This window comes from Rhizobium sullae (assembly GCF_900169785.1).
Taxonomy (GTDB): domain Bacteria; phylum Pseudomonadota; class Alphaproteobacteria; order Rhizobiales; family Rhizobiaceae; genus Rhizobium; species Rhizobium sullae.
In genome coordinates this window covers 186,194-206,111 of sequence record NZ_FWER01000009.1, presented here as the reverse complement: position 1 = coordinate 206,111, position 19,918 = coordinate 186,194, and the positions used below count along the sequence as shown (strand labels likewise).

Annotated in this window: 18 protein-coding genes; 1 reads left to right on the top strand and 17 read right to left on the bottom strand. The window is 60.1% G+C overall.

Going from position 1 to position 19,918, the window contains the following annotated elements; translation table 11 throughout:
- Nucleotides 1-53 precede the first annotated feature (53 nt).
- The 13 genes from lnt to BN1800_RS10385 form a co-directional block, all read right to left on the bottom strand.
- Complete coding sequence (lnt, locus tag BN1800_RS10445) at nt 54-1,658, bottom strand: apolipoprotein N-acyltransferase (protein WP_086997057.1); 1,605 nt, start codon at nt 1,656-1,658, stop codon at nt 54-56.
- 78 nt (nt 1,659-1,736) lie between these two features.
- Complete coding sequence (locus BN1800_RS10440) at nt 1,737-2,867, bottom strand: hemolysin family protein (protein WP_027510825.1); 1,131 nt, start codon at nt 2,865-2,867, stop codon at nt 1,737-1,739.
- A complete protein-coding gene (gene ybeY / locus BN1800_RS10435; RefSeq protein ID WP_027510824.1) occupies nt 2,864-3,379 on the bottom strand; it encodes an rRNA maturation RNase YbeY in 516 nt (171 codons plus the stop codon). The genes BN1800_RS10440 and ybeY overlap by 4 nt, the downstream gene beginning before the upstream one ends.
- Nucleotides 3,379-4,431 carry a PhoH family protein gene (locus tag BN1800_RS10430; protein WP_027510823.1) on the bottom strand — a complete coding sequence of 351 codons (1,053 nt, stop codon included), beginning with the start codon at nt 4,429-4,431 and terminating at the stop codon, nt 3,379-3,381. The genes ybeY and BN1800_RS10430 overlap by 1 nt, the downstream gene beginning before the upstream one ends.
- Nucleotides 4,432-4,444: 13 nt before the next feature.
- Nucleotides 4,445-5,872 (bottom strand): tRNA (N6-isopentenyl adenosine(37)-C2)-methylthiotransferase MiaB, encoded by a 1,428-nt coding sequence (gene miaB / locus BN1800_RS10425; protein WP_086997054.1) that lies wholly within the window; start codon nt 5,870-5,872, stop codon nt 4,445-4,447.
- A 49-nt stretch (nt 5,873-5,921) separates the two neighbouring features.
- The gene (gene olsA, locus BN1800_RS10420; RefSeq protein ID WP_086997051.1) at nt 5,922-6,719 is read right to left on the bottom strand and encodes a lyso-ornithine lipid O-acyltransferase; all 798 of its coding nucleotides are present in this window, start codon (nt 6,717-6,719) and stop codon (nt 5,922-5,924) included.
- Between the two features lie 30 nt (nt 6,720-6,749).
- Complete coding sequence (locus BN1800_RS10415; protein WP_027510820.1) at nt 6,750-7,178, bottom strand: Fur family transcriptional regulator; 429 nt, start codon at nt 7,176-7,178, stop codon at nt 6,750-6,752.
- 38 nt (nt 7,179-7,216) lie between these two features.
- A complete protein-coding gene (locus tag BN1800_RS10410; protein WP_179213775.1) occupies nt 7,217-7,717 on the bottom strand; it encodes a GNAT family N-acetyltransferase in 501 nt (166 codons plus the stop codon).
- Entirely contained in the window at nt 7,714-8,373 is a 660-nt protein-coding gene (gene tsaB, locus BN1800_RS10405) for a tRNA (adenosine(37)-N6)-threonylcarbamoyltransferase complex dimerization subunit type 1 TsaB (protein WP_027510818.1), read from the bottom strand. Before tsaB ends, BN1800_RS10410 begins: the two co-directional genes overlap by 4 nt.
- Nucleotides 8,374-8,450: 77 nt before the next feature.
- Entirely contained in the window at nt 8,451-9,017 is a 567-nt protein-coding gene (locus BN1800_RS10400) for a NifU family protein (RefSeq protein WP_027510817.1), read from the bottom strand.
- A gap of 128 nt (nt 9,018-9,145) precedes the next feature.
- Nucleotides 9,146-9,637 carry a universal stress protein gene (locus tag BN1800_RS10395; RefSeq protein ID WP_027510816.1) on the bottom strand — a complete coding sequence of 164 codons (492 nt, stop codon included), beginning with the start codon at nt 9,635-9,637 and terminating at the stop codon, nt 9,146-9,148.
- Nucleotides 9,638-9,846: 209 nt separating this feature from the next.
- Nucleotides 9,847-10,911, bottom strand: a complete 1,065-nt coding sequence (gene trpS / locus BN1800_RS10390; protein ID WP_027510815.1) for a tryptophan--tRNA ligase — start codon at nt 10,909-10,911, stop codon at nt 9,847-9,849.
- Nucleotides 10,912-11,000: 89 nt separating this feature from the next.
- Nucleotides 11,001-11,405 (bottom strand): VOC family protein, encoded by a 405-nt coding sequence (locus tag BN1800_RS10385; protein WP_027510814.1) that lies wholly within the window; start codon nt 11,403-11,405, stop codon nt 11,001-11,003.
- 375 nt (nt 11,406-11,780) lie between these two features.
- On the opposite strand from BN1800_RS10385, the gene BN1800_RS10380 reads away from it, so the two are divergent.
- Nucleotides 11,781-12,209 (top strand): YcbK family protein, encoded by a 429-nt coding sequence (locus BN1800_RS10380; protein ID WP_027510813.1) that lies wholly within the window; start codon nt 11,781-11,783, stop codon nt 12,207-12,209.
- A 16-nt stretch (nt 12,210-12,225) separates the two neighbouring features.
- Here the strand turns inward: BN1800_RS10380 and murJ are convergent, their stop codons facing one another.
- The 4 genes from murJ to mutS all read right to left on the bottom strand — a co-directional run bounded on the left by murJ (nt 12,226) and on the right by mutS (nt 19,845).
- Nucleotides 12,226-13,806 (bottom strand): murein biosynthesis integral membrane protein MurJ, encoded by a 1,581-nt coding sequence (gene murJ, locus BN1800_RS10375; protein WP_027510812.1) that lies wholly within the window; start codon nt 13,804-13,806, stop codon nt 12,226-12,228.
- Nucleotides 13,803-16,700 (bottom strand): [protein-PII] uridylyltransferase, encoded by a 2,898-nt coding sequence (locus tag BN1800_RS10370; protein WP_086997045.1) that lies wholly within the window; start codon nt 16,698-16,700, stop codon nt 13,803-13,805. The genes murJ and BN1800_RS10370 overlap by 4 nt, the downstream gene beginning before the upstream one ends.
- 132 nt (nt 16,701-16,832) lie before the next feature.
- Nucleotides 16,833-17,108: a hypothetical protein gene (locus BN1800_RS10365; protein WP_027510810.1), complete on the bottom strand. Its 276-nt coding sequence runs from the start codon at nt 17,106-17,108 to the stop codon at nt 16,833-16,835.
- A gap of 10 nt (nt 17,109-17,118) precedes the next feature.
- Nucleotides 17,119-19,845 carry a DNA mismatch repair protein MutS gene (gene mutS, locus BN1800_RS10360; RefSeq protein ID WP_086997042.1) on the bottom strand — a complete coding sequence of 909 codons (2,727 nt, stop codon included), beginning with the start codon at nt 19,843-19,845 and terminating at the stop codon, nt 17,119-17,121.
- Nucleotides 19,846-19,918 lie beyond the last annotated feature (73 nt).

The following is a 19,918-nucleotide window of genomic DNA, read 5'->3' as shown; positions in this document are numbered from 1 at the left end:
GCATACGTTAACAACGCCGATCGCGACCACTATGCAATTTTAGGGGTTTTTGGTCAATTCGGCTTGAAAATAAAACCAAAACGGGAAATCGACACAATCAAAATCAGTAACGTTTCAGTCAACCAGAAGTAAGTCTGTCGCGAAAACGAACTCCGGGAAGCGCTGCCGAATCCCTCAAGAGTTGCGTCGACGAAGCCTGCTTGATTGAGACCCAGTCCTGCGACAATCTGGCCGTGGGCGTCCACGATCGCTGAAACGCCGCTGTTGGCATCGCGAATCAGCGGCAATCCGGTCTCCACGGCACGTACCCGCGCCTGCTGGAAATGCTGATAAGGGCCAGGCGTATTGCCGAACCAGGCGTCGTTCGTGATGTTCAGGATCGCGCCCGCATCAGCGATGTCGCCGGTCATCTCATCCGGGAAGATGATCTCATAGCAGACGAGAGGATAGAGCTTCAGTCCCGTCGGCAGTTCCAGGAGATGGCGCGCCGCCGCGGCAGAGAACCCGCCCGGCATTTCGACGATATTCGTGATGCCGAAATTGTCGAGGATATTCTCGAAGGGCACATATTCGCCGAACGGAACGAGATGCATCTTGTCGGAAGCCGCGACGATCTGGCCGCGTCCGTCGATCGCATAGATCGAATTGTAGTAGCGCACGGGGTTTCCCGGCCCCATCTCTTCGGCGCGAACAGCACCTGCAATCAGAATCTGGTCGTCGTCGAGCGTATCGGCGATCCGGGTAAGGGCATCCTGATTATCGGTGAGGATGAAAGGGATCGACGTCTCCGGCCAGACGATGATGTTCGGCTTCTTTCCTCCATCCTTCGGCGCCTCGGCGGAAAACTTCAAGTGAAGCTCGAAGATCGCCGAGCGATCGGCATTGTTGTCGAGCTTGGCAGCCTGATCAATCATCGGCTGCACAAGGCGGATAACCGGTTGCTTCTCTTGCGGCAGCGGCGGAGCCTTCGGCGCGACATAAAGGACATAGCCGCCATAACCGAGATGAGCTGCAAAGAGCAGTGTGGCGAGTCCCACACCCATCGTCGCACCCTGACGCGTACCAAGAAGGGCAGGCGCAGCGAAGACGAAGACGGCAAGCGCAGTCACGCCCATGGCGCCGATGATATGCGCGGATTGCATCATCAGCGGCATAGGCATGATGCCGTAGCCGATCGCATTCCAGGGAAAGCCCGTGAAAGTGACGCTGCGCAACCACTCGAAGAGGCCGAAGGCTGCGGCGAGCGCCGCAATGCGGCCCATCCCGTCCGACCAGAAGACACGGGCGATAGCTGCAGCGAGGCCATAATAGATTGACAGCACCGCCGGCAGGCCGAGGGTCGCCAATGGCAGCGCCCAGGCAAATTCTTCCGAGTCGATCATCAAGGCATGGCCGAGCCACCAAAGGCCTGCGACGAAATAGCCGAAGCCGAAGAGCCAGCCGATCACGAATGAGGGCCAGAGGCGGCCGAGGAAGCTCGCCTCGGGGGAGGCAGTTGCGCCGTCGATCAGCCAGACGAGGAGCGTGAATGAAAGGAACATCGCTGCGAAAAAGCCGATCGGCGGAAGCGCCAGAACGGCGAATGCGCCGGCAAAGACCGCCAGCACTGCCCGTTTGACCCCCCAGACCAGGATGACCTTGTCCGCAAGCCGCTCCATGCGCACTCCATTCACGCCGCGAATCAACCCGCTCCGCAGTCTTTCAAAAAAGCGGCGCGTTGTCGTGCCTCACGGAAATCAGTTCGATGTTGATTCGGCAGGCCGTTCGTCAGCCGTTTCAGGTCCAGTCGCACTGTCGTCTGCCTTGACGCGGCGGCGGATTGCCTGACGCTTGCGGGTGATGCGCACCCGCTTAATCCGGCGCGGGTCGGCCTCAAGAATGTGGAATTCGAAATCCGGCAGCGCTTGGACGACTTCGCCCCGAACCGGGATGCGGCCGAGGGCGGAGAAGATAAGGCCACCCAGCGTATCGACCTCGTCCACCTGCTCGCTGATGTCGAAATCCGGGCCGATCGCCTCTGCAATCTCTTCCAATTCGACGCGGGCATCCGCTACGAAGACGTCTTCGGAAATGCGCTTGAACATGACCTCTTCGTCATCATGCTCGTCATCGATATCGCCGACGACCATCTCGACGATGTCCTCGTGCGAAGCAAGCCCATCGGTGCCGCCATATTCATCGATGACCAGCGCCATCTGCGTGCGGTTCACCTGCATGCGGCGAAGCAGATCGGATGCCAACATCGATGGCGGCACGAAAAGGATCTTGCGGACGATGCCGGCCTCGGCAAGCGTCTTTTGCAGGTCGACGCGCGCAAGGTCGAAATTCGGCTTTGCCGAGCGCGCCGGCTTCTGAATGTTCTCGGTAGCGATCTCGACGACCGGCTTAACAGTCTTGGAGCCTGTCCGGCGCTTGTTGCGCGCCTGCTTGGCGACATAGGAAAGCAAGTCGCGGATATGCACCATGCCGCGCGGATCGTCGAGTGTATCGGCATAGACCGGCATGCGAGAGCGGCCTGATTCCTCAAAGAGGATCATCAATTCACCGATGGTGATGTTCTGGTCGACCGCCTCGATGTCGGCGCGCGGAACCATGACGTCGGCAACGCGCACTTCGCGGAAACGCAAGATGTTGTGAAGCATCGCCCGCTCGTCGGGCGAAAAGGCATCGTCGCCGGTATCGTTAGTCATCAGCGCGTCGGCGAGATCTTCGCGAATGCGCGAGCCCTGCTGCGGGCGAAGGATGCGGGCGGCGCGCGCCCAGAATGATCGTCCGGAATACCTGCTACTACTGCCCGCCTCATCTGAGGAGGAGGATTGATCGGCGTCCTTGGTGTCCGCCGCCGGTTTCGTTGTAAAGTCGCTCATGGTTCCATTTTAAGGTCTTGACCCTCGTATGGGTCAGATAGGCCGAGTACTGCCAAAATGCGAGTCTCCAAACCCTCCATAATTTCGGCTTCGTCACTATTCATATGGTCGTAGCCGAAGAGATGCAAGAAACCATGCACCATCAGATGCGTCAGATGGTCTTCGAACGGCTTTTCGAGCTCCCGCGCTTCCCGTTCGACGGTCTCCCTGGCGATAATGATATCACCAAGCATCGGACCTGGCATCTTTCCTGGGATTATCGGAAAAGCCGGAAAGGAGAGAACATTGGTGGCCTTGTCCTTCTTGCGCCATTCGGCGTTGATGGTGCGGATGGATTCGTCATCCGTGAAGACAAGCGAAAGCTCAGTTGCCGTCGTGGGAAACGGCTGCTTCTCATTTTTCTTGAGAAACGTCGCCGCCGCTTCCAGCACGCGTTCCGCCAAAGCCTGAAGTTCACCCTCGGAGGGCCAGTCGCCTTCCTCGATGCTGATCTGGATGTCGAGTTCGGCCATCAGACCTGCGGGCCGGCGTCTTCCGGCCGCGTCGTATAGGTGGCGTCGTAGGCCCTCACGATCCGTCCGACCAACGGATGGCGAACGACGTCGACATCCTTGAAGCGGATGGTCGAAATTCCTTCCACGCCGTCAAGCAGATGCAGCGCTTCGATAAGTCCGGATTTCACGCCGCGCGGCAAGTCGATCTGGCTTGGATCGCCGGTGACGATCATGCGTGAATTCTCGCCGAGGCGCGTCAGGAACATCTTCATCTGCATCGATGTTGTGTTCTGCGCTTCGTCGAGAATGATGGCCGCGTTCGAGAGCGTGCGCCCGCGCATGAAGGCGAGCGGCGCAATCTCGATGACGCCAGCCGTGATCGCGCGCTCGACCTTGTCTCCCGGGATCATGTCGTAGAGCGCATCATAGAGCGGCCGGAGATAGGGATCGACCTTCTCCTTCATGTCGCCAGGCAGGAAGCCAAGACGCTCGCCGGCCTCGACCGCCGGCCGCGAAAGGATGATCTTCTCGACAGCGCCGCGCTCCAGCATCTGGGCCGCATGCGCGACGGCGAGGTAGGTCTTCCCCGTGCCGGCTGGGCCGACACCGAAGACCAGTTCCGCGCGTTCCATGGCGCGTATATAGGCGTCCTGCGTCGGCGTCCGCGCAACGATCGTCTTCTTGCGTGTCGAAATCTGCGCCATGGTGAGCTTGGCTTTTTTCTCCATGGTCGGCAGGCTCAGCTGATCGTCGGCGGCAACCGCCATGCGGATTGCGCCTTCCACGTCGGATCGTTCCACGCTGCCGCCTTTCTGGAGCTTTTCATAGAGGTAGTCCAGCGTACGCCGGGCCTGATTGGTGGCGACGACATCGCCAGTAATGACAACGGAATTGCCGCGCGCGCGCGCGTCGATATGCAGCCGCTCCTCCAGAAGCTTCAGGTTCTGATCGAACTGACCGAATAGCTCGCTGGCGAACCGGTTGTTCTCGAACGTCAGGACGAAGTGATTGGCGTCGCTCGCAATGCGTGGGTGGCGCGGTGAAGAAGAAACCAATTCTTGTCCGTTCAAGCGGTCGAGCTCCCTAGGTTAAAACCCCAGCCTCTGCAAACTCGGCAAACAGGCTGTTCGTTCCGGTTCCGGTGATTCGCACTTTGATAATGTCACCGATTTGCGATGCTTTTGCATCAACATTCACTGACTGAAGCCAGGGAGAACGACCAATAAGTTGTCCCGGCATCCGGCCGGGCTTTTCAAGCAACAAATCGATTTCCTTGCCGATGCAGGATCTGTTGAATTCCTGCGTCTGCTTGAGGAGAAGCGCCTGCAGGCGCTCGAGCCGTTCTGCCTTGATCTCTTCCGGCACCTGGTCCTTCAGTTCCGCCCCGGGCGTACCCGGCCGCGTCGAATATTTGAAGGAGAAAGCCTGCGCATAGCGAACCTCCTCCACCAAACTCAGTGTAGCGTCAAAATCCTTGTCTGTCTCCCCGGGAAAACCAACGATGAAATCGCCCGACAGCGCGATGTCGGGGCGGGCTGCGCGAATGCGCTCAATGAGCGTCATGTATTCCGCTGCTGTATGGCGCCGGTTCATGGCTTTCAGGATGCGGTCCGAGCCCGCCTGCACCGGCAGGTGCAAGTAGGGCATCAACGCCCGCAGATCGCGATGCGCCTCGATCAAGCGGTCGTCCATGTCGCGCGGATGGCTGGTGGTGTACCGGAGCCGGGCAAGCCCCGGAATTTCAGCGAGGCGATAGAGCAGATCGCCAAGGCTCCATTCCTCGCCATTGGTCCCGGCGCCATGCCACGCGTTGACATTCTGGCCGAGCAATGTGATTTCCCGCACTCCGCCTTTGATGAGGTTCTGTGCTTCTTCGACAATCTGGTTGACCGGCCGGGAGATCTCCGAACCACGCGTGTAAGGCACGACGCAGAAGGTGCAGAACTTGTCGCAGCCTTCCTGCACCGTCAGGAATGCAGTGACACCGCGCGAACGGATCTTTCTGGTTTCGGCGATCGGCAAGTGTTCGAACTTGTCTTCCAGCGCATATTCCGTATCGACAACGCGATGGCCTTCCTTGGCACGCCGCAGCGCGTCCGGCAGGCGGTGATAGGTCTGCGGGCCGATGACCACATCGACGGCAGGCGCGCGGCGCAGGATTTCCTCACCCTCGGCCTGGGCAACGCATCCGGTGACGCCGATCATCATCTCGCGCCCGTCGGCAGCCTTCTTCTTCTTCATATCGCGCAAGCGGCCGAGCGCCGAATAGACCTTTTCGGCGGCCTTTTCGCGGATGTGACAAGTATTGAGCAGGACGAGGTCGGCCTCCTCCATATTCTCCGTCGGCTCGTAACCATCGCGGGCGAGCGCATCACTCATGCGCATCGAGTCGTAGACGTTCATCTGGCAGCCGTAAGTCTTGATGAAAACCTTGCGGCTGTTGCTGCCATTGCGGAGGCCTTCGCTGGGGATGGTCTCCGGGGGCGGAAGAAGGGCGGTGTCTTGGGTCATGGCGGGCTATTTAGTGGTTTTTTGCCCTTTAGAAAATCGAAATTTTCCCTCAAGAGATTTCGCGGCCGCGCAGGCGGCTGTTGAGCATAGCACGGATGCGGCGGGCGATGGTGGCGCTGACGTCCTTCCGATTCGAATCAGAGCGGTATTCGACCGCCTCGCCGAAGGAGACCTCGGCATCGAGCGCCGCACATTTCACGACGTCCATCAGGTGTGGCACGAGTTCCACGTCGCCGGGCCAGCCGGCCAGCGGGCGGTGATAGCGGCCCATCGCAACGCCGTGCGCCTTGGTATAGGCGATCGCGACCGGCTGCACGAAGACGGAGCCGTGCGGCGAGTGCGGCACTGCCATGGCGGCCGCTCCGAAGAGCGAGGATTTGACGTCCAGCAAACGATTGCCGTCCGAAGTCGTGCCTTCGGGAAAGAGCACGATGATCTCGCCGTCCGCCATCCGGTCCGCAATCTCGCTTGCCTGACTGCCGGTCTTCCGCTTTTCTTCGCGGACGATGAAAACGCTTTTCTGCAGGCGGGCGAGCAGCCCGAAGATGGGCCAGTCGCGCACCTCTATTTTGGCGATGAAGGCGACATCGGCGACCGAGGACATGACCATGATATCCATCCACGACGCGTGATTGACGCATAGCATCAGCGGCCTGCGCCCTTCGAGCTTGCCGTGGACCTTCACGCGAATTCCGAGTGCGTGGCAGGCCGCGCGGTGCCAAAGACGCGGAAGCATGCGGCGGAGCCTCCAGTCGAAATGGAGACTGAGAAGCTGCAATGGCATCAGCGGCATGCTGGCGGCGGCGATAACGACCGCGGCATAGGCGATGCGCAGCCAGACGATCAACGCGAACTCCCTGCGGCTGCGGTCATCGGCTCAGCGTTCGTCTTTCTTCAGCGGAATGCCGTAGAGTTCCAGCCGGTGATCGACGAGCTGGAAGCCATGCTCGCGGGCAATGCGCTCTTGCAGGGCCTCGATCTCCGGCGAGCGGAATTCGATGACCACGCCGTTCTTCAGGTCTATCAGGTGGTCGTGATGCTCTTCCGGCACCGTCTCATAGCGTGAACGGCCGTCGCGGAAATCATGGCGGGCGATGATGCCGGCGTCTTCAAAGAGCTTGACGGTGCGGTAGACGGTGGAGATCGAAATCTTTGCATCGACCTTAACTGAGCGACGGTACAGTTCCTCGACATCCGGGTGATCTTCCGACTCTTCAAGGATACGGGCGATCACGCGGCGCTGTTCGGTCATTCGCATGCCGCGCTCGGTGCAAAGCTCCTCAAGGGTCTTGGTTGTGTCGGTCATTGGCGGCCTTCATTCCAGATTCCGGTTCTCAAACGGCACTAGCGAAGAACGCGCTTCATGACAAGCGCCGTGGAAACCGCACCGTTCGCATCCTTGTAGTATCCGCGGCGCTCGCCGACTTTCTCAAAGCCGAGCTTACGGTAGAGGCCGAGGGCGGCGGCATTGCCGTGGTCGACTTCCAGGAACATGCTTTCGCCGCCGCGCAGCTTGGCTTCGCGCATCGCCGCCTGCATCAGCCGCCAGCCGAGGCCGGCGCCGCCAACCTTCGCCTGCACGGCGATTGCCAGGATTTCCGCTTCGCCGGCGACCTGGCGGGCAAGCACGAAGCCCCGCAGAGGCTTTTTCAGGAAAGCGTTGGTTTGGCGCGCGACGAAGCCGAAGACGGTGTCCTGGCTGAGCAGGCTATAGAACTCGCCGTCGCCCCACGGGCGGGCAAAGCGTTCGCCATGCAGCACGGCAACCGCCTGGCAATCGTCATTGTCCATTGCGACGATCTCGAAAGCCGGCTTCAGAGTCAGATAGGATTCCAGCATGGTCATACTCGCGCGATCGCGAACCCGGCCTGCGGTTTGGCATCGGGTCCGCGCAGATAAAGAGGCTTCGGCTTTCCTGAACCGGGATCGGCGGCCGCACCAAGGCGTGCCACGATAGAAATTGGGAATTTATTGGCGTGTTCGCCCGTCGCGTTGGGTTTCAGCAGCGGCGTTGCAGATCCGGTGATCTCGCCGTCGAAGTTGGCCGCGAAAGCCTGCGCTTCCTCGACTGTCACTGCGCGAGGTTCGTCCAACGCCAAGCCGTCAGCGGAAAAGCTCTGGAGGTAGATTTCGCCGCGCTTGGCGTCCATGGCGGCAAGGACGGGGCGGCTGGGCGTCTTCTCGCGCTGGGCGGCGGCCATGGTCTCCAGGGTCGTGATGCCGACAGTCGGGATATTAAGCGCAAGGCCGAACCCGCGTGCTGCGGCAACGCCAACGCGGATTCCGGTAAAGGAGCCGGGACCGATCGTAACGGCAACACGTTCGGCCATCGCGAGTTTCATGTCCGCCTGCTTGAGCACGCGGTCGATGATTCCCATCAAATGCTCTGCATGGCCCTTGCCGATCAAGTCCGATGCCTCCCCCAGCACCGCATCCCTGCCGCTGTCGTAGAGAGCGGCAGCGCAATCCACACCAGCCGTGTCGAGCGCCAGAACAATCATGTCATCAATTTCCGAATAAAAGCCTATCACAAATTCATCCGGCGCAATGCTGAGCCGGATGAATTTTGAACAGATCGTCAGGCAGCGATGACTTCCTGCACTTCGGGAACGAAGTGGCGAAGCAGGTTCTGGACACCATGCTTCAGTGTTGCGGTCGAAGAGGGGCAGCCGGAGCAGGAGCCCTTCATGTTGAGATAGACCTTGCCGTCCTTGAAGCCGCGAAACGTGATGTCGCCGCCATCCTGGGCAACTGCCGGGCGCACGCGGGTTTCAAGCAGTTCCTTGATGGTGAGTACGATGGTCTCGTCGGCCTCATCGAAGAATTCACCGTCCGCATCGAGTTCTTCCGAAAATACGGAGGCGTCGCCCATGACCGGCTTTCCGGACATGAAGTGCTCCATGATAGAGCCAAGGATGGCGGGCTTCAGGTGCTGCCACTCCTGGTTCTCCTTGGAAACGGAGATGAAATCGTAGCCGAAATAGACGCCAGTGACGCCCGGGATTTCAAAAAGGCGGGCGGCGAGGGGCGAAGCCTGAGCTTCCTCGGCGCTGCGGAACTCGGCCGTACCAGTTTCCATCACGACCTTGCCCGGCAGGAACTTCTGGGTGGCCGGATTCGGCGTGGCTTCGGTCTGAATGAACATTTCGCTCTCCATGCGGGCCAGGTTGTCGCTCAGGCCGTCTTTAGAATTCTTCAAAAGAAAATAAGCCGATCGGCGGCGCTATTCAAGAGATAAAGACTCCACAAATAGTCGCCATTCGACATTCTGTCTTACGCCAGCGCGTCTAATTCCTCATTCGTCAGCGTATCGGGCAACACGGTAACAGGGATAGGAAAGGTAGCTGCTTTTCCGACAACGGACGATACCAATGGTCCGGGACCCTCCTTGGCCGAGCTTGCGGCCAGCACCAGGATCGCAATGTCGCGATCTTCTTCGATCACTGCATTGATCTCTTCGACCGCGCTGCCCTCGCGGATGACGATTTCCGGCTCGATGCCAATCGATTCGCGCACCACTTGCGCCGACTTGGAGACGACGGCTTCGGCCTCCTCGCGGGCTTCGGCTCGCATGATCTCCTCGACGCCCAGCCATTGCTGAAAATCGCCTTCGGGAATTACGTAAACGAGAACCAGTCCGCCATTGGAATTCTTGGCGCGCCTGCCGGCATAGTGCACGGCGCTCTGGCATTCCGGCGTGCCATCGATCACCGCCATGAACTTGCGGCGATGCCCTTCGAGCCGTGAGAGTCGCTTTGATACCATGGCGCGGACTCTGACACCTGATCCGGAAAATTTGCAAGCCCCTCCTTTATCCCTTCTTCCCTTGGGGATAAGGGGGGCCCGAAGGGTCGGATGAGGGCTGCGTATGGCAAATTCGTCCCTCGCTTTCGCTCAGGCCGTTCGCGCCTTTGGTCGCTCACCCCTATCTGTCCTTTGGACATCTTCTCCCCGAGGGGAGAAGAAAGGCTGTCTCAATAGAGAAAGCCGATGATGTCGCGGACGTCCTTCATGGTCGCTTCGGCGCGGGCCCGGGCGCGTTCGCCGCCGTTGCGGAGAATAGCGTCGATATGGCTGGTATCGTCCATGAGGCGGCGCATTTCACCGGTGATCGGCGAGAGCACCTGAACGGCGAGATCGACCAGCGCCGGCTTGAAGACGGAAAACTGCTGGCCGCCGAATTCGGCAAGCACCTCAGTTTTCGTTTTGTCGGCAAGCGCCCCATAGATGCCGACGAGGTTGTCGGCTTCCGGGCGGCCCTTCAGGCCCTCGACCTCGCTCGGCAAGCCGTCCGGATCGGTCTTCGCCTTGCGGATCTTCTTCGAGATCGCGTCCTCGTCGTCCATCAGGTTGATGCGCGAGAGATCGGACGGATCGGATTTGGACATCTTCTTGGTGCCGTCGCGCAGCGACATCACGCGCGGTGCAGGGCCTTCAATCAGCGGTTCGACCATCGGGAAATAGGCGTGCACCGGCTCGTCGCCGACGGTGATGTCGACGCCCTGGCCGGCGCGGCGGATGTGATCTTGATAGTCCAGGTTAAACTTCATCGCGATGTCGCGGGCAAGCTCGAGATGCTGCTTCTGATCGTCGCCGACCGGAACATGCGTGCCGCGATAAACGAGGATGTCGGCGGCCATCAGGCTCGGATAGGCAAGCAGGCCGAGCGAGGCATTTTCGCGGTCCTTGCCGGCCTTGTCCTTGAACTGCGTCATGCGGTTCATCCAGCCGATGCGGGCGACGCAATTGAAGATCCAGGCGAGTTCGGCATGCTGCGGCACGGCCGACTGGTTGAAGACGATATGTTTTTCCGGATCGATGCCGGAGGCGATGAAGGCTGCGGCGATCGAGCGGATCTGGCCCGGCAGGTCGTTGTGCACGAGCTGCGCAGTGAGGGAATGCAGGTCGACGACGCAATAGATGCAGTCGTTGCCTTCTTGCAGCGCCACGAACTTGCGGATCGCGCCGAGATAGTTGCCGAGATGGAGATTGCCGGTCGGCTGAACGCCGGAAAATACGAGCTTCTTGAATTCGGTCACGTCATCCTCGATTAGGCTGGTGGAGGGCCCCAGGGCAGAGACGCCCATGATGCTAACGCGGCGGCTTATGCACGTGCTCGGTACTGCAATCAAGAGGCGGCCGGTGCGGCATGCTGGATCAGATCGAAAGTGTTGCCGTAAGGATCCGAAAACACGGCCACCGTTCCGTAGACCTCATGCCGCGGTTCTTCGAGAAAGCGCACACCGTTGGCCAGCATGGCGGCACGATCTTGTGCAAAATCGTCAGTCTTCAAAAAGAAGCCGACACGCCCGCCGGTCTGATTTCCGATTGCCGCTTTCTGTGCGTCATTGACTGCCCGGGCAAGAAGGAACGCTGCGCCATCGCCTCCTTTGGGCTTCACCACTACCCAGCGCTTGCCATCCGGCTGCATTTCGTCCTGTAGGCAGTCGAAGCCGAGCGCGCCGCAGTAGAAAGCCTTGGCGCGGTCGTAGTCATCGATGACGAGGGTGACCAGGAAGAGGGATTGGCGCACGTATAAACTCCGGCTTCGAGAGATCTTTTGTTGCGGGGACTCGATACTTGGTCAAGAGCTTGCTCCGGCAGGACAGCTTTTTGATCGTGCCAAATTAAATTGTCGGCGGCGCTAATTCGAATTATGGCGCCTTTCTCCTGGTGGCCTGTTCCCTCTAATGCGCGTTGTTGCAAGGTCTTGATTTTCATCGAATGGTAGAGAGTATTTTATACTCAATTTTAGCTATCAACTTTGTAATTAGGTCCATAATATGAGGGTGTCTCACTTAGTGAGTTGGCATAAAATTTCACAAATTGGCCACTTTTCGAATGAACGTTCTCGACGCCAATCCGAGCCTCAGTGGAAATCCACTGCGCTCTATCTGGAGGGGACGTCATGCATACGATTTTATCACTCGTTCTTGCTGGCTTGTTCACCTTGTCCTGTTGCGTCAATGCCGGCGCGCAGAACAGTAAAAAACCCCCGGTAAGACTTCTCAAGTACACGACATCGCTGCCCTATACGGTTCAGACCGTGAGCGTCAGAATCGGCTGCTTCCCGCCAAAACTCAGAGCCGTTCTCGCGCATATCGCGGCCAAGACTGGCCGAAGACCGATGGTCACGTCCGGCCACCGGCCGCATTCCGGCCGCGCGCATTCTCAGCATCGCCATTGCAACGCAGCCGACATCCGCGTGCCGGGCCTATCGGAACGGACGATCATCGCGGCAGCGCAGACGGCACCGGGTATCGGCGGTATTGGGCGATACTGCAACGGCATCGTCCACGTCGACATCGGGCCGAAGCGGCGCTGGAGCCACTGCTGATAACAAAGGCTGCGGTTCATCCTTCGGCTTTGGGCGAAGGCTTTCGGTTGAGGTTTCGCCGGATCATGCCGACATCGGCGCCGCCAATCAAAAAGGCGGTCGCGAAATAGACGATCATCGAAATGGCGATCAAAAGGGCGAGCGTACCGGCCTTGGTCGCCAGATGGGCACCGGAAGCGAGCCACGGTTCCCAGCGATGCTGCAGGAAAACGATGCCGCCGCTCATCACGGATGCCGATACAACGAGCAGAGCCGCCCGCCGGGCCAGCGCCCATTCCCAGTTAAGATGGCCGCGGCGCAGCAGCGTTGCGAAAAGCAATACCGTGCTGATCCAGCCGGCGGCTGCTTCCGCCACCGCGATGCCCGGTGCGCCGAGATAGGGGAAAAGCGTCAGAGCCGTGGCGCAGTTAACGCCGACGGCAACGGCCGAAAAGCGCATCGGCGTCTTGGTATCCTCGCGGGCATAGAAGCCCGGCTGCAACGCCTTGATGAGCACGAAGGCCGGCAGGCCGATGCCGTAGATCGCGAGGATCGAACCGACGAGCGCTGTGTTCTCCTGATGGAAGGCTCCACGTTCGTAAAGCACGCGGATGATCTCGTCGGCAAGGACCCAAAGGGCGAAGGCCGCGGGGATCGTCAGGAACAGCACGAATTCGATTGAACGGTTCTGCAGGTTCCCGGCTTCACGCAGATTGCCGCCCTTCAAAGCGCGGGCAAGCTCCGGCAGCAATACGACACCGACGGCAACGCCAACGACGCCGAGCGGCAGCTGGTAGATGCGATCCGCATATTGCAGGGCGGCGATGGCACCGTCGCGGGATGAGGCGATCGCCTGGCCGATCAGCTGGTTGATCTGCGTGATGCCGCCTGTGACTGCGGCGGGGACTGCGAGGATCAGCAGCCGCTTGACGTTCGGCGTCATGCGCGGAAAGCGAAAGCCGATGCTCATGCCTGCATGAAGGACCCCGATATAGACGACGGCGAGCTGCAGGATACCGGCCCCCAGCACGCCCCAGGAGAGATACCAGGCGGTTGCGAGCGGTTCCGCACCGGTATAGAGAGCGTAGAAGAGCGCACCAATCATCACGACATTGAGGAAGATCGGCGCGACCGCTGCGGCGAAGAAGTGGTGTAGCGAATTCAGCATGCCGCTCATCATCGCCGTCAGCGACATGCACATGAGATAGGGGAACATCACCGCCGCCATGCGGATCGTGATCGAGAACTTGTCCGGATCGTCGGCAAAGCCCGGCGCGATGATGAAGCGTACAAGCAGCGGCATGCAAAGCTCCATCACGATGGTGATAAGCAGCAGCACCGAAAAAAGCACGCCGAAAACCTCTTCCGAAAACCGCTTTGCTCCTTCCGTGCCGTTCGCTTCGATCTCCTTGGCGAAGAGCGGTACGAAGGCAGCGTTGAAGGCGCCTTCGGCAAACAACCGGCGGAAGAGGTTGGGAAAGCGGAAGGCTGCGTAGAAGACGTCAGCCATGGGGCCGGTGCCGAGAGCCGCCGCCATCAGCGTTTCGCGGGCAAAACCGAAGATGCGGCTGCCGAGGGTCGCGCCGCCGACGGTGGCGAATTTCTTGACGAGACTCATGCCGTAGACCCGACTTTCTTTTCGCTCGGCGGCGAAGTCCGCGCGGAGGCGGCGGGCGCGATGATGCCGGAGGGCATCCGTTCGCGGAGCTCATCTTCTTCGCCGGCCATCACGGCCTTCAGCCGGGCGGTGATATTGGCCCGCTTGGTGTCGCTGGAGATCTTCTGACCGACGAGATCCGTGACATAGAAGGTGTCGATGACCTTTTCGCCGAAGGTGGTGATGCGGGCGGACTGGATGTCGAGCGAAAGATCAGAAAGCATCGCGGTGATTTCCGAAAGCAGGCCGGTGCGGTCAAGGCATTCGACTTCGATGACAGTGAACTTGTTCGACAGGTTGTTGGTGATGTTGACCGACGGCGGAATGACGAAGGCCTTGCTCCTCTTGCGGTTCTTCGTACGCGTAGCGATGACTTCCGGCAGCCGCTTGCGGCCCGACAACACGTCTTCGATCATGCGCCCGATCGTGCCTGCGCGGCGAAGCTCGTCGGCATCGTCCTGGAATTCGCGGCTGACATGGATCGTATCCAGTGCGCGTCCGTCCGACGTCGTGAATATCTGTGCATCGACGATATTAGCGCCAGCGGCCGCACATGCCCCGGCAATAACGGCGAGCAGGCGCGGGTGGTCTGGCGAGAGAACGGTGATTTCGGTGATCGCGTGGAAACTGTCCGTTCGCACGGTTGTCGCGAGCGCCTGGCCGTTCTTGTCCGACTGGCGGATGAAATGGGCGTGACGGACCTGGTCTTCCAGCGGCACGGAAAGCAGGTAAGGCTGGTAGTGGAGCTTGCTGTAGGTCTTACGATCCTTCTGGCTCCAATCGGAAAGCGCATTGAACAGCGCTTCGGCCGCGGAGTTGGCGCGCTCCTTGCGCGACACCTCCGAAAAGCCGCCGGCAAGCAGCAGTTCGGTTTCGTAATAGAGCGTGCGCAACAACTGACCCTTCCAGCCGTTCCAGACGCCGGGGCCGACGGCACGAATGTCGCAGATCGTCAGGACCAGCAGCATCTTCAGGCGATCGAGCGATTGAACGCGATCGGCGAAGTCAGTGATCGTCTTGCGGTCGGTAAGGTCTCGGGTCTGGGCAACCATGGACATCGTTAGATGCTCCTCGATCAGCCAAACGACGAGCTCCGTCTGCTTTTGGGATAGGCCGAAGCGTGCGCAGAGCTTGCGGGCTACACGCGCGCCGGCGATCGAATGGTCTTCCTGGCGGCCCTTGGCGATGTCATGAAGGAGGACTGCGACATAAAGAGCCTCCCGGTCTTCGATCCCTGGCATCAGCTTGTTGGCGAGCGGGTGCACGTCGTCGGCCTTGCCCTTGTCGATTTCCGAGAGCACATCGACGGTGCGGATCAGATGCTCATCCACCGTATAGTGGTGGTACATGTTGAACTGCATCATTGCGACGATCTTGCCGAATTCCGGGATGAAGCGGCCGAGCACACCTGCTTCGTTCATGCGACGCAAAATGAGCGCTGGGTCGCCCCTGGAGGTGAGGATCGACATGAAGAGGCGGTTCGCCTCGTCGTTTTCGCGCAGTTTGTTGTCGATGAGGTTGAGCGATCGCGTGACCCGCTTCAGTGCATCGGGATGGAACTCGAGGCCATTGATATCAGCAACATGGAAAAGACGGATGATGCTGACGGGATCGTGCTTGAACACGTCCGGGCTGGCAAGCGCGATGCGGCCGCGATCCTCTACGAATTCGGTGCTGCCGGCGATCTTGCGGCTGCGATGGGCAAAACGGCTGATCACACCGGTGAGCCCCGGCGTTGATTTCGCCTGCTGATCTTCGAGCGCCGCGCAGAGGATGCGCGTCAGGTCGCCGACGTCCTTCGCCACCAGGAAATAATGCTTCATGAAGCGCTCGACGGCCGAAAGGCCGGGACGCGTATGATATCCGAGCGCTTCGGCAATCTCCCGCTGGATGTCGAAGGAAAGCCGCTCCTCCGCCTTGCCCGTCAAGAAGTGCATGTGGCAGCGCACGGCCCATAGGAAATCGTCGGCCTTTTCGAAAACGCGGTATTCATGCTTGGAGAGAACGCCGAGCGTGACGAGTTCGACGGTATCTCGGACATGATAATAGTATTTCGAAATCCAGAAGAGCGTATGCAGATCGCGAAGTCCGCCCTTGCCCTCCTTGACGTTGGGTTCGACGAGGTAGCGTGTGTCGCCTGCCTTGCGGTGGCGCTCGTCGCGCTCGGCAAGCTTGGCGGCAATGAATTCCGGGCCGGTGCCGGTCACGATCTCCTTGTCGAAACGGGTCTCGAGTTCCGTTGCCAGCGATTTCAGGCCGCAGATGTAGCGCATCTCGAGGATCGCCGTGCGGATCGTCATGTCGGACCTGGAGAGCGCCATGCACTCCTCGATCGTCCTCGTCGCGTGGCCGACCTTGAAGCCCATATCCCAGAGGACATAGAGCATGAACTCGACAGCCTTGTGCGTCTCCTCTGCCGGCCTTGGCTGAAAGAGGAAGAGCAGGTCGATATCGGAGCCCGGCGCCAGCGTATCGCGGCCATAGCCGCCGACCGCCGTCACGGCGAACTTGTCCTTCTGCTTCGGGAACACGTATGCGCAGACGAACTCGTAGAGTGCCGTCGTGATCTGGTCTTGCAGCCAGGAGATGCGCCGGGCGCAGTTTAGCCCGCTGCCATCGGCAGAGAGAAGCGCGCACGCCTTTTGGCGGCCGTCGCCGCTTGCCTTTTTGAGCACAGCAAGCAGGTCGGAGCGCATGACGTCTGGTCGGGTCTTGTTGGCTTCAGCAACGGCGCCGCAGAGCTTTTGCAAAAGGGCCGTGTCGAGAATTTCCGAGAAATCGATGTCACTCATCGTCGCCATGCGCGGAGCGGCTTCCTGTTCGCGCGGTGCGACCGCGTCTCGTTTCGTCTGCATGCGCTATAGCCTCTTTACCCCGCGTTTGACACGGGCCTTCATACTGCAAGAACCCTTAATTTTGGCGAAAAGGTGTTGCCACGCCAATCGAGCGGGGTGCTGTGCCGCAGATAGGTTCGGGAAGCCTGGCGCTCAAGCGCCGACTTGCGCATTCACCGAATAGAGAACCTTGCGGGTTTCGCTGGCGATTTCGTCGAGCGTTGCCTTGTCGCATTCGCGATAGCCGGCCTTGGCGATCGAAAAGGCAAGATCGGAGATGATGGCGCAGCACCTAGTGATCTGCAACAGGCCGAAGGGCGAGGCCCAGCCGCGTGGATTGCCGTGCTCGTCGGCAAGGCGCAGCGCCTCCATCGCCGTGAAGATATTGGCGAGCTTTTGGGTCTCGCGCAGCAGGCCCTCCATGAACATCGGTGCGCTCCTATTTCAGTTTTTTCTTCAGCTCATAAAGCGCGTCAAGCGCCTCGCGCGGCGTCAGGTCGTCGAGGCTCATTCCCCTTAACGCTTCCTCGATCTTGGACGGCCCGCGATTGGCATCCTCTCGCCGCACGGCAACTTGGAAGAGCGGCAGATCGTCGATCAATTGGCTTGCCGGGTTCTTGCGGTCGGCATCTTCCAGGCGCGTCAGCACGTCGCGGGCGCGCGCGACGACGGACGCTGGCAGGCCTGCAAGACGCGCAACCTGGATGCCGTAGGAACGGTCCGCCGCACCCGGTCCCACCTCGTGCAGGAAGATGACATCGCCATCCCATTCCTTAACGCGCATGGTGGCGTTCGATAGCCGGGCAAGCTTTTCAGATAGCACCGTCAGTTCGTGGAAATGTGTTGCGAAGAGGCCACGGCAGCGGTTCGCCTCGTGCAAATGCTCGACAGCAGCCCATGCGATCGAAAGCCCATCGAACGTTGCAGTCCCGCGGCCGATTTCATCGAGGATGACGAGCGAACGATCGGTCGCCTGGTTGAGGATGGCCGCCGTTTCGACCATCTCCACCATAAAGGTCGAGCGACCGCGGGCGAGATCGTCAGAAGCGCCGACACGGGAGAAAAGCCGGTCGACGATGCCGATGTGAGCGGAGGTTGCGGATACGAAGGAGCCCATCTGCGCCAGGATGGCGATCAGCGCGTTCTGGCGCAGGAATGTCGACTTACCGCCCATGTTCGGACCGGTCAGCAACCAGATCGCCCCATCCTTGCCGTCCGCGACAGGTGAGAGATCGCAGTTATTGGCGACGAAGGGTCCGGAAGACTGGCGCCGCAGCGCCTGTTCGACAACAGGGTGGCGTCCGCCTTCGATCATAAACATCTTCGAAGCATCGACGAGCGGGCGGCAATAGGCCTGCTCCTCGGCCAACAGTGCCAGACCCGCGGCAACGTCGATGACGGCAAGCGCGCGGGCGCCGGCCTTGATCGCCTCGGCTTCAGCGACAACGGCAGCCGTCATCCGCTCGAAGGCTTCGAGCTCGATCTGCAAGGCGCGATCTGCGGCATTTGCGATCCGGCTTTCAAGGTCGGCAAGCTCGGTCGTCGTAAAGCGCATGGCATTCGCCATGGTTTGACGGTGGATGAAACGTGCCTTGGCCTCCGCCGTATCCGTCATCGGTCCGGCATTGCCGGCAGTCACTTCGATGAAATAGCCGAGGATATTGTTGTGCTTGATCTTCAGCGACTTGATGCCGGTCTCGTCGGCATATTGCAATTGCAATCCGGCGATGACCCGGCGCGACTGATCGCGAAGCGCCCGCACTTCGTCAAGCTCGGCATTGGCGCCGTCCCTCAGGAAACCGCCATCGCGCTTCAAGTGTGGAAGTTCGTCGGCGAGAGTCTTGGTAAGCATAGATTCGAGAGATGAAGGCAGCGCCTGCAGGCCGGAAAGTGCAGCACCGAGCTCTTCCGGCAAAAGCGAATTGCCGAGCAGCTTCGCGAGATCCGAAGCAGCACCAAGCCCTTGCCGGATCGCCCAGAGGTCGCGCGGGCCGCCGCGGTCAAGCGCGAGGCGGGACAGTGCGCGCGGCATATCCGGCACGTGCTTCAACGCGTCGCGCAGGTCGCCGCAAAGCCTCGGCTCCTCCATCAGGAAGCCGATCGAATCCAGCCGCTCGTTGATGCGGTCAGGATCGGTCAACGGTGACATCAGCCGTTCTGCGAGAAGGCGGGCTCCTCCGCCGGTGACCGTCCGGTCGATTGCTTTCAGCAGCGAACCGTTGCGGTCCCCCGAAAGCGTGCGGGCGAGCTCGAGGTTGGCGCGGGTCGCGGGATCGATGAAGAGCGTCGAGGCGCCGCTTTCGCGCTCCGGTTTGCCAAGTGGCGGGCGTTCGGCGATCTGAGTCTTTTCGACATAGGCAACAGCTGCCGCGGCGGCTGCCAATTCGGCGCGGGAGAAGGTGCCGAAGCCATCGAGCGTCGAAACGCCGAAATAGCGGGAGATGCGGGTTTCTGCTGTCGCACTGTCGAAAAGCACGGAAGGCTGCGGAACCGCAGTGCGGCCAAGCACGTCGAAGACCGGCTTCAGCTCGGGATCGTGAAACATGGTATCCGGCAGGATCAGTTCACGCGGATCGATGCGCAGGATATCGGCAAGCAGCCGCGAACCTTCCGTCTCGGCGAGGCGGAAAACGCCGGTAGAAATATCGATCCAGGCCAGCGCCATCAGCGGTTCGCTCGCGCCGCGAATCCGGGTAAGCGCCATCAGATAGTTCGATTCGGAGGGTGATAGCAGCTTTTCTTCGGTAATCGTGCCCGGCGTGACAAGGCGAATGACGTCGCGTTTGACGACGGATTTCGAGCCGCGCTTCTTCGCCTCCGCCGGGTCTTCGACCTGTTCGCAGACGGCGACACGGAAGCCGAGCCCGATCAGCTTCTGCAGATAGTCGTCTGCGGCATGCACGGGAACGCCGCACATCGGGATATCCTGCCCCATGTGCTGACCGCGCTTCGTGAGCGTAATGCCAAGCGCGCGCGAGGCGTCCAAGGCGTCTTCGAAGAACAATTCGTAGAAATCGCCCATCCGATAGAAAAGCAGCGAGTCGGGGTTGTTTGCCTTGATCTCGATGAATTGCTCTATCATCGGCGTGGCCGAAGCACGGCTTTCCTCCGTGGCAAGCTCGGCAGCCGAAAAGGCTTCATTCCTGGCGTCTATTCGTTGGTTCACGGAGGTGCAATTTTCCAAAAAAACAGGTGCCAACCCTAGCCGCCCGCCGCTATAGATGACAACCGCCATTGAG

What these genes read in the sequence shown, in the direction of transcription:
- lnt (WP_086997057.1), bottom strand. Translation starts at nt 1,658, where the DNA reads ATGGAGCGGCTTGCGGACAAGGTCATCCTGGTCTGGGGGGTCAAACGG.
- BN1800_RS10440 (WP_027510825.1), bottom strand. Translation starts at nt 2,867, where the DNA reads ATGAGCGACTTTACAACGAAACCGGCGGCGGACACCAAGGACGCCGAT.
- ybeY (WP_027510824.1), bottom strand. Translation starts at nt 3,379, where the DNA reads ATGGCCGAACTCGACATCCAGATCAGCATCGAGGAAGGCGACTGGCCC.
- miaB (WP_086997054.1), bottom strand. Translation starts at nt 5,872, where the DNA reads ATGACCCAAGACACCGCCCTTCTTCCGCCCCCGGAGACCATCCCCAGC.
- BN1800_RS10415 (WP_027510820.1), bottom strand. Translation starts at nt 7,178, where the DNA reads ATGACCGACACAACCAAGACCCTTGAGGAGCTTTGCACCGAGCGCGGC.
- BN1800_RS10410 (WP_179213775.1), bottom strand. Translation starts at nt 7,717, where the DNA reads ATGACCATGCTGGAATCCTATCTGACTCTGAAGCCGGCTTTCGAGATC.
- tsaB (WP_027510818.1), bottom strand. Translation starts at nt 8,373, where the DNA reads ATGATTGTTCTGGCGCTCGACACGGCTGGTGTGGATTGCGCTGCCGCT.
- BN1800_RS10400 (WP_027510817.1), bottom strand. Translation starts at nt 9,017, where the DNA reads ATGTTCATTCAGACCGAAGCCACGCCGAATCCGGCCACCCAGAAGTTC.
- BN1800_RS10395 (WP_027510816.1), bottom strand. Translation starts at nt 9,637, where the DNA reads ATGGTATCAAAGCGACTCTCACGGCTCGAAGGGCATCGCCGCAAGTTC.
- BN1800_RS10380 (WP_027510813.1), top strand. Translation starts at nt 11,781, where the DNA reads ATGCATACGATTTTATCACTCGTTCTTGCTGGCTTGTTCACCTTGTCC.
- murJ (WP_027510812.1), bottom strand. Translation starts at nt 13,806, where the DNA reads ATGAGTCTCGTCAAGAAATTCGCCACCGTCGGCGGCGCGACCCTCGGC.
- BN1800_RS10370 (WP_086997045.1), bottom strand. Translation starts at nt 16,700, where the DNA reads ATGCAGACGAAACGAGACGCGGTCGCACCGCGCGAACAGGAAGCCGCT.
- BN1800_RS10365 (WP_027510810.1), bottom strand. Translation starts at nt 17,108, where the DNA reads ATGTTCATGGAGGGCCTGCTGCGCGAGACCCAAAAGCTCGCCAATATC.